This window comes from Dongia sp. (assembly GCF_041910485.1).
Classification (GTDB): Bacteria; Pseudomonadota; Alphaproteobacteria; order Dongiales; family Dongiaceae; genus Dongia.
In genome coordinates, this window is sequence record NZ_JAYRQR010000018.1 from 42,282 (window position 1) to 54,915 (window position 12,634).

Here is a 12,634-nt window from a genome sequence, read left to right on the forward strand (position 1 = left end):
CAGTCTCTATTGCTCCAGGGGAACGGTCACGTCCTTGGCCGTTTCGCCAAGACGGTCCAATAGGGCCGGCAGCATTTCGCGCATGGCCGTCGCCGGATCGATGCTGGCATCCGCGCGCTCGGCGGACCCGCGCCAGATGTAATGGCCGGTCGACCGGTCATAGACGGTGATGTTGATGCGGAAGGCGCGGTCGGTCGTGTTGACCGGATCGCGCGGGTTGAGCAGCGTATTGCCCTCGGTGCTGAAGAGGGCGGCGTTCTTGGGGTCGGTCTTCTTGGCATTGACCTCGCCCACCGATTGGTCGGCGCTGAGGCGCGAGGTCAGCTGCGTCGCCACGGTCAGGACCAGATTTCCCTCGCTGCCGATCGTATAGCCGCGGCCGCTGAGGTCGCTGTCCGCCCGGCGCCAGGCATCGTCATCCATCTGGCTCTGCGTTTCGGGCTGGGTCTCCAGCACCGCTCCCGGCGGTATGGGCTCATAGGAGACGGCATTGATGGTGGCCGAACTCACGACCTTCTCGTCGGACTGCGCGCGGCCCACGCCCGGCACGGCGGCGATAGCGAGTGCCGCGGCCAGGGGCAGCGAAAGCAGGGCAGGGCGCCAGGTGGCAAAAGGCATCGCGCGAATCCTTGTATCGGTCCGGCCGACTGCCGGTTCCTTCCCGTCTCACATAGCGGAAAGCAGGCAACCAGCACAACAAGCGGGAATTGCTTTAGTTGCCGGCAAAGGTCATCATAAACTCGACCGTGGGCGTCTCCCATGCCGGTTTGGCATGGCTCATCGCCCTAAAATGGAAGGGAGTTTGCCGGCATGTCCCCCGTTCAGGCGCGCGTTGAGGCTGAAACCCAGGATGGGCTGCTGGTCAACCGCAAGCATCTGCCCTTCGAACTTGACGGCGGGGTCGCGGCACGGGCGCGGATCGGCCTCATCGTCCTCGCCACCGACCACACACTCGAATACGAGTTCCGCAAGATATTCACCATGCCGGGCGTCGCCCTCTATGGCACGCGCATCCGCAATGCGGCGGAAATAAACCCGACCACCCTTGCCGCGATGGAAGCCGGCCTCTCGGCGGCGGCGGACGTGATCCTCCCCGGCATCCCGCTCGACGTTATCGGCTATGGCTGCACCTCGGCCTCGGTCGTCATCGGCGAGCAGAACGTCTTCAAGCGCATCCACGAGACGCGGCCCGAAGCCAAATGCACGACGCCGATCACTGGCGGCATCCAGGGTTTGAAAGCGCTGGGCGCCAAGCGCATCGCGCTGCTCACCCCCTATATCGACAGCGTCAATGTGCGCTTCAAGACCTATATCGAGGCGCAAGGGCTGGAAGTGCCGGTGATCGGCTCCTTCAACCACGAGGACGATAACGAGGTCGCGCGCATCTCCACCCGCTCGATCTACAACGCCGCCCTTGAGCTCGGCCGGCATCCGTCCGTCGATGGCGTCTTCGTTTCCTGCACCAGCTTGCGCGTCGCCGAAATCGCCGAGAGCCTCGAACGCGAACTCGGCAAGCCCGTCACTTCCTCCAACCACGCCATGGCCTGGCACGCCCTGCGCCTTGCCGGCATCACCGAACCCATCGAAGGCTGGGGCCGCCTGTTCCGGATTTGATGCATGCGGGCGCTGTTGCTGGGGTGTGCGCTTACAATTGCTGTCAGCGGTGCCGCCATTGCACAGGAAATCCTCGTCAAACCTGACGTTGCTTGTCAGGTGACGGCGCAATATGAGCCGGATGTTTATTCCCTCCACCTTCGCTTTTCGGAAACTGCCAACGCGTGCGATGTTCGTGCCGATGATGTTGCAGCGGCGCTTGAGGCCGGCATCGCTGCGCATGACGAATTGGCACTGATCTTCCTCGGCCGCTATCAGGATTATCCGTGGATCGCCGAAAAGATATTGAAGCTCGCGGCGCAAGACGACCGGCCTGGCGGCCGTTGGGACGGTGCGGTGGGGAAGGCGCGGGGCGACGGCAACAACAACACTTACGTGGCGCGCCTCATCTCAGGTGATCGCAAGGTGCCTTTTGCCACGACCGTCGCGGATGGTGATGTCCTGTGGCCGCTGCGCGAGGTCCTGACCCGCCACGGCTACGTTTTGACCGGCGCCTCGGTCGAGAAAGTCATCGTGATGCCGGTCCGCTCGCCGATCGGTGGGGGCAAGCAGCGCCGCCTGCCGGTCGACGCTCTGGTCCATCTGCGGATCGCGAAAAAGGGGTGAAAAGGGTGGCCCGAAAGGGCGTTTCGGGGCCCTTTTCGGCGGTCAATATCGGGTGAAAAGGAAGGGTTCGGCGTCGATCTCCGGCTTCCGGCCCATCATCTGGTCGGTGAGGATCCGGGACGAGCCGCAGGCCATCGTCCAGCCCATGTGACCGTGACCGGCATTGAGCCAGAGGTTGGAGACCGGCGAGGGACCCATGATCGGCGGGCCGTCGGGGGTCATGGGGCGGAGGCACGCCCAATAATCCGGCCGGTCATAGAGGGCGGCTTTCGGGAAAAGCTCCCGCGCCACCCGCAGCATGTGGGCGAAATTCCCCGGTTCGAATTCGGTATCGTAGCCGGCGAAATCGGCGGTGGCAGTGAGGCGCAACCGGTCGCCCAAGCGCGAGAAGGCGACGAGATGCTCTTCATGCACGCCGCCGATGGTGGGGGCGTCGGCGGGATCGGCGACGGGCAGCGTCACCGAATAGCCCTTCACCGGGAAAATCGGCAGGTTGAAGCCGATCTTGCGAGAGAGCAGCGGCGCATAGGAGCCGAGGGCCATGACGTATTGATCGCCGCTCAAACTGCCCTTGTCAGTCGCGATGCCGGTGACGCGGTTGCCCTGAATATCGATGCGTTCGATGGTCTCGGCAAAGCGGAAAGTGACGCCCAGCGCCTTGCAACGTTCGGCGAGGCCCAGCGTGAATTTCCGCGCATCGCCCGATTCATCGCCTGGCGTGTGCATGCCGCCCGCCAGCTTGTCCTTGGCGTATTTCAGGCCGGGTTCCAGCGCCACCAATTGATCCGGATCGAGAAAGTTCATCTCGACGCCCTGATCCATCAGGAAACGCATATTCTCCTTGCCGGCCCGGTAGGCGGCGGGATCGCTGTAGAGATAGATGGCGCCCTTGGCGGTGCGGTCCCACTCAAGCCCTTCCTCGCGCCCGACGCGCAAGGTCTCGGCCTGGCTGTAGACGCAGAGCTTCATCTTGACCCGCGTCGCATGGCGGTTGCGCGCCAACGTGCAATTCCTGAGAAACTGCAGGCTCCACAGCCACATGCGCGGGTCGAGGCGCAGGCGGTAGCGCAGCGACGTGTCGTTGCGCCACAGCGATTTCAGCAGGATGAGCGGCGCCTTGGGGCTGGCCCAGGAACTGGCATGGCCCGGCGTCACCAGACCGGCATTGGCAAAGCTGGTTTCGCGCGCGGGCTCGGGCCGGCGGTCGATGACCGTGACCTCATGCCCCTCCTTGGCGAGATAATAGGCCGCGGTAACGCCCAGAAGGCCCGCGCCCAGAACGATGATTCGCATTCAGCCCCACCCTGTCGATTGTCGGATTGTCGGTTTCTTGTGTGGTCGCAACATTGCCACAAAGCGGCGCTAGAGCATAAGGTCTGAGAATCAGAAGAAAAGATGGAACTCTTGGAATGACCTATCGATTTGCAGCATCCCTCCTCGCCGCCCTCGTCATGACCAGTGGCGCAGCCCTCGCCCAGAATGCCACCAGTGGCCCGGCTCTGTCGGTCGAGGAATTGAAGACCTGCCTGTGCCAGGAACCGCAGCTGGAGGCCGCGCGCAAGGAGATCGCGACCCGGCGCGCCATGCTGGATGAGCGGCAGGCGCAGCTCAATGCGCTGGATGCGCAGATCGCCGACCGGCGCAAGACGCTGGACCCCAATGACGTCATCGGTCAGGAATTGCTGAAGAACAGCATGGCGCAATCGGCGGCCCTGCGCGATCTGATCCAGTCCGACACGCGGCCCGCCCTCAATGAGGCGGTGGGCGATTACAACGATCTTGCCGCGTCATATACGGCGACCTGCGTCAACCGGCCGCGCTATGCCTATGATGTCGATCAGGCGAAGCAGAATCTGGTCTGCCCGCTGCCTTGACGCTGTTGTGAGCAGGGCTGGGCCTCTCAGCGGTGCGCGAGGCCCAGGACGCCCTTGAAGAAAGCCGTGAAGGCCAGTTGCAGGCCGACACAGAGTGAGGTCGAGGCCGGGACCAGCAGGCGCATCATGCTGGCCGTATCGAGATTGCCGAAACCCGCTTCCCGCCAGGTCAAGACGGCGACAACGATGCCGATGAGGCCGGCCACGGTCAGCAGCCCGCCGATCACCAACAGCAATTCCAGTGACAAGCGGTCCGCGAGCGACCGGAAGCGGGCACTTGGCGGCAGCAGCCGGTTGGCGATGCAGAACTGCTTGGCGAGGACGGCGAGGCCCACCGCCTGGGCACCGACGATGACGGCGATACCGGCCAAGAGCAGCGTGTTGATGTCGAAGGTCACGTTGGCGATGCGCAGCGGGCCGAGGGTCAGCGCCACCAGCATGAGGAAGCCGCAGAAGCCGATGATGAGGCCGGGATAGAAGAAGAGCCATTCCGGGCTCAACATCAGCAGGAAGCGCAAATGCCGCCAGCCGTCGCGCCAGCTGCGCAGATGCGGTGGGCGCGAGCGACCGTCGGGCGACAGGGTGGTCGGCACTTCGGCGATCTTGAGGCCGTTCAAGGTCGCTTTGACGATCATCTCGCTGGCGAACTCCATGCCCGTGGTGCGGAGATCGAGGGCGCGGATCGCCTCACGCGAGAAGCCGCGCAGGCCGCAATGGAAATCGCCGAGCGGGCTGTTGAACAGGATCTTGCCGATGCCGGTCAGCACCGGATTGCCAAGATAGCGATGGAGCGGCGGCATGGCGCCGGGCTTGATGCCGCCCTTGAAGCGATTGCCCATGACGAGATCGGCGCCGGCCCGCAGCCGCTCGACGAACGGCATCAGATTGGAGAAGTCGTAGGAATCGTCGGAATCGCCCATGATGACGAAACGCCCGGCCGCCGCCTCGATCCCGCCGATGAGGGCAGCACCATAGCCCTTGACCGGAATGTCGGCGACGCGCGCACCTTCACTGCGCGCAATTTCCTGCGAGCCGTCGGTGCTGCCATTGTCGGCGATGAGCACTTCGCCGGAGACGCCGTAATCGGCCAGGAACTTCCGCGCCTTGCGGATGCAGACAGCCAGCGTCTCCGCCTCGTTGAGGCACGGCATCAGGATGGTGAGTTCGCAGGCACTGGTCATGACGCACTCCGGGCACGGGAAGGCGCTCGGCGCTTGGCGCCAACTCGGTCGAACTCCTCTCCCTTCAGGGGGAGGGTGGGTGGGGGTGATGATTTACGCAGAGCGGCGCTGGTGGCCACCCCCACCCCGGCCCTCCCCTTGAAGGGAGAGGGGGAGGAGACCACCTTCAAACACGCGGCCAGCGTTTCCGCCTCGATGCGCTGCATACCCGGGGCGAGAAGGCCGTAGACCATGAAGGTGGCGGGCTGCAGCAACAGGCCCAGGATCTGCGCCGTGACGAGATCCGGATTGGCAATCTCGATCTCGCCATTCTTTTGCGCGTCGGAGATGAAGCGATGCAGGACCTGGACCGGTGATTGCGCCTTCGATTTCAGTTTCGGCAGTTCCTGGTGCTGGCTCAACAGCAGGAAACGGAAGAGCAGGGGTTCTTCATCGAAGAAGCGGGCGAAACGATGGATCATGGTGGCAAGGCGATCCGCAAACTTGCTTTTCGCCTTCGCGAGGTCGGCAAGTTCCTTGGCGAGGGTCGCGTAATTCTCGGAGAAGAGCTTCCAGGCGAGATCCTCCTTGGACGCATAATGGCGATAGAGCCCGCCTTCGGCGATTTCCGCCGCCGCCGCGATATCGCGTACCGATGTGCCGATGATGCCCTTGGTGACGAAGAGTTCGAGGGCAGCTTCCTTGATCCGGTTCCGGGTGGCCAGTCCGCGCGCCATGCTTTCCCCAAAGCAGCTGTGAACAATTGTTCACGAGCTTGCCCGAACTGCCGCCGCTTGCCAAGCGTCAGCAAGGCTCACCTTCATATTGCGTTGCAAAGAAATTGAAGCGGATTTGCCGCAGCTTTTATCCTTGCCAGCGATGCGGGGGAGGCGAAGACTGAAGCTCTACCGGCCCTCGAAGAAGACCGGACCTCTCAGGCTCAATTTCCCCGCAGCAAAGGAGGTCATGATGGCGACAGTCCCGCAAAATACTGGAACCCCGAACGGCAGAGAACCGATGGCGCCACGTTGCGCCGCCATCGTCGGTCCCTACTTGAGCGGCAAGACCGCTCTTCTCGAAAGTCTCCTCTTCGTCACCGGCGCCATATCGCGCAAGGGTTCAGCCAAGGAAGGCAATACGGTTTCGGACAGTTCGGCGGAAGCGCGGGCGCGCAAGATGTCGGTCGAAGTGACCGCCGCCACCGCAGAGTTTCTCGGCGAGCGCTGGTGTTTCCTCGATTGCCCGGGCTCGGTCGAGCTGGCGCAGGAAACGCGCAACGCGCTGCTGGCGGCCGATGTCGCCATCGTCGTCGCCGAACCGCTCATCGACAAGGCGCTGATGCTGGCGCCGATCCTGAAATTCCTCGACGACCATCAGATCCCGCACCTGCTGTTCATCAATAAGATGGACGTGGGCACGCACCGCGTGCGCGAGGTGCTGGATGCGCTGCAAGGCGTTTCCAGCCGGCCGCTGGTGCTGCGCCAGGTGCCGATCCGCGGCGCAGGCGCCGATGGCGGCGACGTCACCGGCTATGTCGATCTGGTAAGCGAGCGTGCCTACAAATACCATCCGGGACAGGAATCCGACCTGATCCAGATGCCTGAGGAAGTCCTGCCGCGCGAACAGGAAGCGCGCACGCGCATGCTGGAATCGCTCGCCGATTTCGACGACCATCTGATGGAAGAGATTCTCTCCGACGTGGCACCGCCCAGGGAAGAGATCTATCAGCAATTCGCCAAGGATCTGGCAGCCGACCTCATCGTGCCGGTGTTGCTCGGCGAGGCGGAAAAGGATGGCGGCGTGCGGCGATTGCTGAAGGCGCTGCGACATGAGGTGCCGGGACCCGAGGCAGCGGCCCAGCGGCTCGGCATTTCCGGGTTCGATGCCTCGACCCTGGTCTTCAAGACCTATCATCAGCCCCATGCCGGCAAACTGTCGCTGGCGCGCGTCTTCGGCGGCAAAATCGCGGAAGGCTCGGTGCTCAACGGTGCGCGCGTTGCCGGTGTCTTGAAGCCGAAGGGCAACGGCTTCGACAAGGTGAGCGAGGCGAAGACCGGCGAAGTGGTGGCGCTGGCGCGCATGGAAGAAGTGAAGACCGGCGACCTGCTGACGGCTTCGGGGAAGAAGAATCCCGATTTCACCTGGCCCGCACCGCTCGACCCGCTCTTTGCCCTGGCGATCGATGTCGAGAACCGGGCCGATGAGGTGAAGCTCACCGCGGCACTCACCAAACTCATCGAGGAAGACCCGTCGCTTTCCTTCACCCATGACAAGGATACGCATGAACTGTTGCTGTCGGGTCAAGGCGAGATCCACCTCGCCATCGCCGCCGACCGGTTGAAGAGCCGGTTCGGTCTGCCGACCAAGCATCGGCGCCCCCAAGTCTCGTACAAGGAAACGATCCGGCACGGCGTCAAGCAGCACAGCCGCTTCAAACGCCAATCCGGCGGGCACGGCCAGTTCGCCGATATCCATATCGAGATCTGGCCGCTGGAGCGGGGCACGGGTTTCGAATTCCATGACCGTGTGGTGGGGGGTGCCGTGCCGCGCCAGTTCATCGGGTCGGTCGAGGATGGCGCGCGCGAAGCGCTCGTGCGTGGGCCACTCGGCTTCCCGGTCGTCGACGTCGCCGTGGCGTTGTTCGACGGCCAGTATCACGCGGTCGATTCGTCGGACATGGCATTCAAGACGGTGGCGCGGCAGGCGATGCAGGAATCCCTGCCGCAATGCGGACCGGTTCTGCTGGAACCGATTTTCATGGTCGAAGTGTCGGCGCCGGCTGAGTTCACGGCGCGCGTCCATAATCTGGTCACGGGCCGGCGCGGGCAGATCCTCAACTTCCAGGCCAAGGAGGATTGGACCGGGTGGGAAGTGGTCGAGGCGCTGGTGCCGCAATCGGAACTCCATGACATGATCATCGAGCTCAGGTCATTGACGCTGGGGATCGGCCATTTCGCCTGCCGCTTCGACCATCTGCAGGAGCTTTCCGGGCGCCTCGCCGAAAAGGTGATCGAGCAACGGCAGGGATTGCTGCAGAAGGGTGCTGCGTGAACTAAGAACCGTTCTCAGTCGCAGCCGGACAGGAATGGGAATCGGCGGCTATTGCTGCAGCGGGCGGCCTCTGCTAGAACCCGCCCGTCATTGGGGAGTAGCCGCTCTTCGACACTGATCGAAGAGGCCCGCGTCAACACACTTGGCCGATAGGCCATGGCGCTGGCAGTTCCAAGCTTGGCAAGACCTTTGACCATGAGTGCCTCCGAATGGCCGGGGACGCGCTTATGGTCATTCGTCTTTACTGCCGGCCGGAGCTACCCAGATGGAAGCCTTTCTCGTATCGACCGGAATTGTGACGCTCGCCGAAATCGGCGACAAGACGCAGTTGCTCGCCTTTCTCCTTGCCGCGCGCTTCAAGCGCCCCGTGCCGATCATCGCCGGCATTCTCGTCGCCACCTTGTTCAATCACGGCATTGCCGGCGCGCTCGGTACCTGGATCACAACGGTCCTGGGGCCGGATGTCTTGCGCTGGGTGCTGGGGCTCTCGTTCCTCGGCATGGCGGGCTGGACGCTCATCCCCGACAAGATCGAAGAAGAGGAAGCGAAGATTGCCTCGCGCTTCGGCGTCTTCGGGGCGACGCTCGTGACCTTCTTCCTGGCTGAAATGGGAGACAAGACGCAGGTGGCGACGGTCGCGATGGCAGCGCATTACACGTCGCCCCTGCTGGTCGTGGCGGGCACCACGCTCGGCATGCTGATCGCCGACGTGCCGGCGGTGTTCGTCGGCGACAAGCTCGCCAAGAAGATTCCGATGAAGCCGGTGCACATCACGGCGGCCGCCCTCTTTGCGCTTCTCGGCGTGATGACGTTGCTGGGCGCCGGAAAAGGGTTCGGATTCTAGCCGACGAAGGACTCCCAGCCGGCCCTCTCACTGTGCAAGGGGGAGAGGGCCGGCTGGTCTGCTTATGCCTTCAACACATCGAGCTTGTAGAGCGTCCCGCCGATGACGGCGCCGATGGCCGGCGCCACGATGAAGAGCCAGAGCTGCGCCAGTGCCTGACCGCCGACAAGAAGGGCGGGCCCGATGCTGCGCGCCGGGTTGACCGAAACACCGGTCACTTGGATGCCGACGATGTGGATGACGGCCAGCGTGATGCCGATGGCGAGGCCCGCAAATCCGGCATTCGCCTTGGGGCCGGTCGCGCCGAGAATCACGATGACGAAAAGCGCCGTCATGACGATCTCGAACACCAGTGCCTGCACAAGGCCGTATTCACCGAGATAGCCCGGACCCCACCCGTTCTGGCCGAGGCCGTTTGCCGTGCCGCCGGCGATGACCATCAGGATGAAGGCGCCGGCGATGGCGCCGAGAATTTGGGCGATCCAGTACTGCACCATGTCTTTTGCATTCATGCGGCCGGCAATGAAGACGCCGAGGCTGACCGCCGGATTGACGTGACAACCGGAGATCGGACCGATGCCGTAGGCCATCGCGACGATGGCAAATCCAAACGCAAGTGCGATGCCGAGCTGACCGACATGCTCGCCGCCCAAGACGGCGGCGCCGCAGCCGAACAGGACGAGTGACAGCGTTCCGATGAATTCCGCAACAAGCTTGTTCATGACACATCCCCTGGAGCTGTGATCGCGAAGCTTTAGCGATGGGAGGGGATTCTATCAGAAGATGCGAGTCGGGGAGAGCTGGGTTCTGATAAATCGTCACCCCCGGGAAACGGTCCGGGAATGACGCGGTATTCCGGGCGATCAGCGGCCGGCGTCTATTGCGCCTTGACCTTCACATAGGAGCCGGGAGCGTCCTCGATCGCTTTCAACTTGCCGGCACCGGGCTCGCGCGCCGGCACCTCGCCGTCCGCATGGGCAGCGATCCACTTTTCCCAGACCGGCCACCAGGAACCGGCATGTTGCTGGGCACCGGCAAGCCAGTCTTCCGGCTTTTTCGGATAGTTCTTCTGCGTGCCGACCCAATGGCAATATTTGCCCGCAGCAGGTGGATTGACGACGCCGGCAATATGCCCGGAGGCGGCGAGGACGAAGGTCACGTCGCCGGCATAGGTCTGCGTTGCCGCATAGGCGGCGATCCAGGGCGCGATATGGTCCTCGCGCGTTGCCAGCACGAAAGTCGGCTGCTTGATCGTGGTGAGGTCGATCTTGACGCCGTCGAGTTCGACACCGCCCGGTTTGATGAGATCGTTCTTCTGGTACATGTTCCGCAGGTAGAAGCTGTGCATCGCCGCCGGCATGCGCGTGGAATCGGAATTCCAGTAAAGCAGGTCGAAGGGGAAGGGCTCCTTGCCCAGGAGATAATTATTGATGACGAAGGACCAGATGAGATCGTTGGCGCGCAGCATGTTGAAGGTGGCCGCCATCTCGGCCCCCTCCAGATAGCCGCGTTCGTTCATCTTGGTCTCAAGTGCCGTCAGCTGTTCCTCGTCGATGAAGACGGAAAGCTCGCCCGCATCGGCAAAGTCGATCATCGTGGTGAAGAAAGTGGCGCTGGCGATGAGGTGCGATTTCTTCTTCGCCTCGAGATAAGCGAGCGTCGAGGCGAGCAGCGTGCCGCCCAGGCAATAGCCGATGACGTTGACGTCTTTCTCGCCGGTGTCCTTGAGGATGGCATCGATGGCGGCAAGCGGTCCTTCCAGCATGTAATCGCTGAAGGTCTTCTGGGCGAGGCGCTCGTCCGGATTGACCCAGGAAATCATGTAGAGGCTGTGGCCCTGATCGACCGCCCATTTGACGAAGGAATTCTGCGGTTTCAGATCGAGGATATAGAACTTGTTGATCCAGGGCGGAATGACGAGAAGCGGGCGCTTCGCCACTTTCGCTGTGGTCGGCGTGTAGTGGATGAGCTGGATGAGATCGTTCTGGAAGACGACCTTGCCCGGCTGCACGGCGATGTTCCTGCCGATCTCGAAGGCCTGGGCATCGGTCATCGAGATCTTGAGCTTGCCGTTGCCGCGCTCAAGATCCTGCAGCAGGTTCTCGAGGCCCTTCACCAGATTTTCGCCGCCGCTTTCGATCGTGGTGCGCAGCACTTCGGGATTGGTCATCACGAAATTGCTGGGCGCCATCGCATCGACGAATTGGCGCGTGTAGAAATCGACCTTCTTCGCAGTCTTGTCGTCGAGCCCGTCGACCGTGCGCACCGTGTTCTGCAACCAGCGCGCGGTCAGCAGATAGGATTGCTTGATATAGTCGAAGACCTGATTGTCGTTCCAGGCGGCGTCCTTGAAGCGGCGATCATCCTTGGCGGGGGCGATGACCGGTTCCGCCTCCTGGCCCATGAGGCGCGCGGCGGTCGTCTGCCACAGATTCATGTAATCCTGCCACAGCGAGACTTGCGCCTCGATCAGCTTGGCGGGATCGCCCATCATCCGCGTCGTCATTTCCATGAAGGCGCGACCGAGGCTCGTCGCATCCGGACCGATGGTGAAATCCTTGGCGTGGCGGCTCAGGAATTCCTGCATCAGGCGCTGCGATTGCTCGGCGATGCGCGCCACGGAATCGGCCATGACGGTGGAGTCGGTGGCCGCGTCCACATCCTTGGGCACGGCGTCCTTGCGGGCGTCCGCGCCGCCCTTTGGTTCGGAAACGCGATTTGCCTTGCCGCGCTCTCTGGTTTCGTCGGTGCCGGAATCGCCCTTTGGCATCGCTGATCCCCTGACCGTTTCCTTAGAAATTTTAATTATTTCAAACGGTTAACTGTAATCTCTTTTTCGCGTCCATGATCTGGCTTGTTTGTTATAGTAGCGCAGTCTAAAAAAACGGAACTTTTATTTTGCGCCAGTAGTTTGCGCGCTAGGATGAGCGCCGGGGCCGAGGATTTGTTCCTGCGGGCGGCCGGGTGGCCCGTGGCGCATTGGGGAGGTTGTGATGGTTGATTTCTCGGATTTGGCCGCTTCGCGCGGTGTCGCCGTGGCCGATGCGGTCGGTCGCCTGGCGCTGATGTCCGGTTCCGCGCTGCGGCCTTTCCTGCCGCGCAATGGTCAGACGCGCCGCTGGATGGCGGCGGCGGCTTTCGCCACCATCGCCGGCTGTTCGACCTTCGGCGGCGATACCCAGCACCCGGCGCAGGACGCCGCAGCCAAGCAGGCGGCGGCTGATGCCGCCAAGGCCAGCGCCGATGCCGCCCAGGCAGGCGGCGAGCAGGCCGCAACCCAGACTGCCAATGCGGCCGCTTCCTCGGCCAGCGGTGGCGGGGTTCCCGATATCAACAGCGTGCCGAAAGCGGCGCCGGTTCCGGCCGATCTCGAAGCCGGCGTGCAGCCGGGCCTCTCGGCCGATCGCACCAACGCGCAGTACACGGACGAAGCCTTGACCGCGCCCGGCGCGTCGGCTGCCCGCCCGGCGGCTCCTGCGGCGACG

At 63.1% G+C, this 12,634-nt stretch carries 12 protein-coding genes and 1 riboswitch; of the genes, 6 read left to right on the plus strand and 6 right to left on the minus strand.

Annotation, left to right across the window (positions count from 1 at the left end):
* Window positions 1–6: 6 nt before the first annotated feature.
* Window positions 7–618, minus strand: coding sequence for a hypothetical protein (locus tag ACE3PP_RS05885; RefSeq protein ID WP_374379085.1), 612 nt, complete (start codon window positions 616–618; stop codon window positions 7–9).
* Between the two features lie 192 nt (window positions 619–810).
* Between ACE3PP_RS05885 and ACE3PP_RS05890 the strand changes: the two genes are divergently transcribed.
* Both ACE3PP_RS05890 and ACE3PP_RS05895 read left to right on the plus strand, forming a co-directional pair.
* Window positions 811–1,614, plus strand: coding sequence for an Asp/Glu racemase (locus ACE3PP_RS05890; protein ID WP_374379088.1), 804 nt, complete (start codon window positions 811–813; stop codon window positions 1,612–1,614).
* 3 nt (window positions 1,615–1,617) lie between these two features.
* Window positions 1,618–2,220 (plus strand): hypothetical protein, encoded by a 603-nt coding sequence (locus ACE3PP_RS05895; protein ID WP_374379091.1) that lies wholly within the window; start codon window positions 1,618–1,620, stop codon window positions 2,218–2,220.
* A 42-nt stretch (window positions 2,221–2,262) separates the two neighbouring features.
* On the opposite strand, the gene ACE3PP_RS05900 is transcribed toward ACE3PP_RS05895, so the two are convergent.
* Window positions 2,263–3,513: a D-amino acid dehydrogenase gene (locus ACE3PP_RS05900; RefSeq protein ID WP_374379094.1), complete on the minus strand. Its 1,251-nt coding sequence runs from the start codon at window positions 3,511–3,513 to the stop codon at window positions 2,263–2,265.
* Between the two features lie 116 nt (window positions 3,514–3,629).
* Between ACE3PP_RS05900 and ACE3PP_RS05905 the strand changes: the two genes are divergently transcribed.
* On the plus strand, window positions 3,630–4,094 hold the full coding sequence (locus ACE3PP_RS05905; protein WP_374379096.1) for a hypothetical protein: 465 nt from the start codon (window positions 3,630–3,632) through the stop codon (window positions 4,092–4,094).
* Window positions 4,095–4,120: 26 nt separating this feature from the next.
* Here the strand turns inward: ACE3PP_RS05905 and ACE3PP_RS05910 are convergent, their stop codons facing one another.
* Window positions 4,121–5,275: a glycosyltransferase family 2 protein gene (locus ACE3PP_RS05910; RefSeq protein ID WP_374379099.1), complete on the minus strand. Its 1,155-nt coding sequence runs from the start codon at window positions 5,273–5,275 to the stop codon at window positions 4,121–4,123.
* Window positions 5,272–5,991 carry a TetR/AcrR family transcriptional regulator gene (locus ACE3PP_RS05915; protein ID WP_374379102.1) on the minus strand — a complete coding sequence of 240 codons (720 nt, stop codon included), beginning with the start codon at window positions 5,989–5,991 and terminating at the stop codon, window positions 5,272–5,274. The genes ACE3PP_RS05910 and ACE3PP_RS05915 overlap by 4 nt, the downstream gene beginning before the upstream one ends.
* 280 nt (window positions 5,992–6,271) lie before the next feature.
* On the opposite strand from ACE3PP_RS05915, the gene ACE3PP_RS05920 reads away from it, so the two are divergent.
* Together ACE3PP_RS05920 and ACE3PP_RS05925 are read left to right on the plus strand one after the other, a co-directional pair.
* A complete protein-coding gene (locus tag ACE3PP_RS05920; RefSeq protein ID WP_374379105.1) occupies window positions 6,272–8,305 on the plus strand; it encodes an elongation factor G in 2,034 nt (677 codons plus the stop codon).
* A gap of 80 nt (window positions 8,306–8,385) precedes the next feature.
* Window positions 8,386–8,564, plus strand: a riboswitch (yybP-ykoY riboswitch).
* Window positions 8,565–8,570: 6 nt separating this feature from the next.
* Complete coding sequence (locus tag ACE3PP_RS05925) at window positions 8,571–9,149, plus strand: TMEM165/GDT1 family protein (protein ID WP_374379108.1); 579 nt, start codon at window positions 8,571–8,573, stop codon at window positions 9,147–9,149.
* 62 nt (window positions 9,150–9,211) lie between these two features.
* Here the strand turns inward: ACE3PP_RS05925 and ACE3PP_RS05930 are convergent, their stop codons facing one another.
* Together ACE3PP_RS05930 and ACE3PP_RS05935 are read right to left on the minus strand one after the other, a co-directional pair.
* On the minus strand, window positions 9,212–9,871 hold the full coding sequence (locus tag ACE3PP_RS05930; protein ID WP_374379111.1) for an aquaporin: 660 nt from the start codon (window positions 9,869–9,871) through the stop codon (window positions 9,212–9,214).
* A gap of 155 nt (window positions 9,872–10,026) precedes the next feature.
* Window positions 10,027–11,781 (minus strand): PHA/PHB synthase family protein, encoded by a 1,755-nt coding sequence (locus ACE3PP_RS05935; RefSeq protein ID WP_374379118.1) that lies wholly within the window; start codon window positions 11,779–11,781, stop codon window positions 10,027–10,029.
* Window positions 11,782–12,142: 361 nt separating this feature from the next.
* Here ACE3PP_RS05935 and ACE3PP_RS05940 point away from each other — a divergent pair.
* Window positions 12,143–12,634 (plus strand): hypothetical protein (locus ACE3PP_RS05940; protein ID WP_374379114.1); only part of this gene is annotated, 492 nt, incomplete at its 3' end.

Excerpts from the sequence above, each read along its gene's own strand:
- ACE3PP_RS05935 (WP_374379118.1), bottom strand. The coding sequence starts at position 11,781 with ATGGCCGATTCCGTGGCGCGCATCGCCGAGCAATCGCAGCGCCTGATG.
- ACE3PP_RS05920 (WP_374379105.1), top strand. The coding sequence starts at position 6,272 with ATGGCGCCACGTTGCGCCGCCATCGTCGGTCCCTACTTGAGCGGCAAG.
- ACE3PP_RS05900 (WP_374379094.1), bottom strand. The coding sequence starts at position 3,513 with ATGCGAATCATCGTTCTGGGCGCGGGCCTTCTGGGCGTTACCGCGGCC.
- ACE3PP_RS05930 (WP_374379111.1), bottom strand. The coding sequence starts at position 9,871 with ATGAACAAGCTTGTTGCGGAATTCATCGGAACGCTGTCACTCGTCCTG.
- ACE3PP_RS05915 (WP_374379102.1), bottom strand. The coding sequence starts at position 5,991 with ATGGCGCGCGGACTGGCCACCCGGAACCGGATCAAGGAAGCTGCCCTC.
- ACE3PP_RS05905 (WP_374379096.1), top strand. The coding sequence starts at position 3,630 with ATGACCTATCGATTTGCAGCATCCCTCCTCGCCGCCCTCGTCATGACC.
- ACE3PP_RS05885 (WP_374379085.1), bottom strand. The coding sequence starts at position 618 with ATGCCTTTTGCCACCTGGCGCCCTGCCCTGCTTTCGCTGCCCCTGGCC.
- ACE3PP_RS05925 (WP_374379108.1), top strand. The coding sequence starts at position 8,571 with ATGGAAGCCTTTCTCGTATCGACCGGAATTGTGACGCTCGCCGAAATC.
- ACE3PP_RS05910 (WP_374379099.1), bottom strand. The coding sequence starts at position 5,275 with ATGACCAGTGCCTGCGAACTCACCATCCTGATGCCGTGCCTCAACGAG.
- ACE3PP_RS05890 (WP_374379088.1), top strand. The coding sequence starts at position 811 with ATGTCCCCCGTTCAGGCGCGCGTTGAGGCTGAAACCCAGGATGGGCTG.
- ACE3PP_RS05895 (WP_374379091.1), top strand. The coding sequence starts at position 1,618 with ATGCGGGCGCTGTTGCTGGGGTGTGCGCTTACAATTGCTGTCAGCGGT.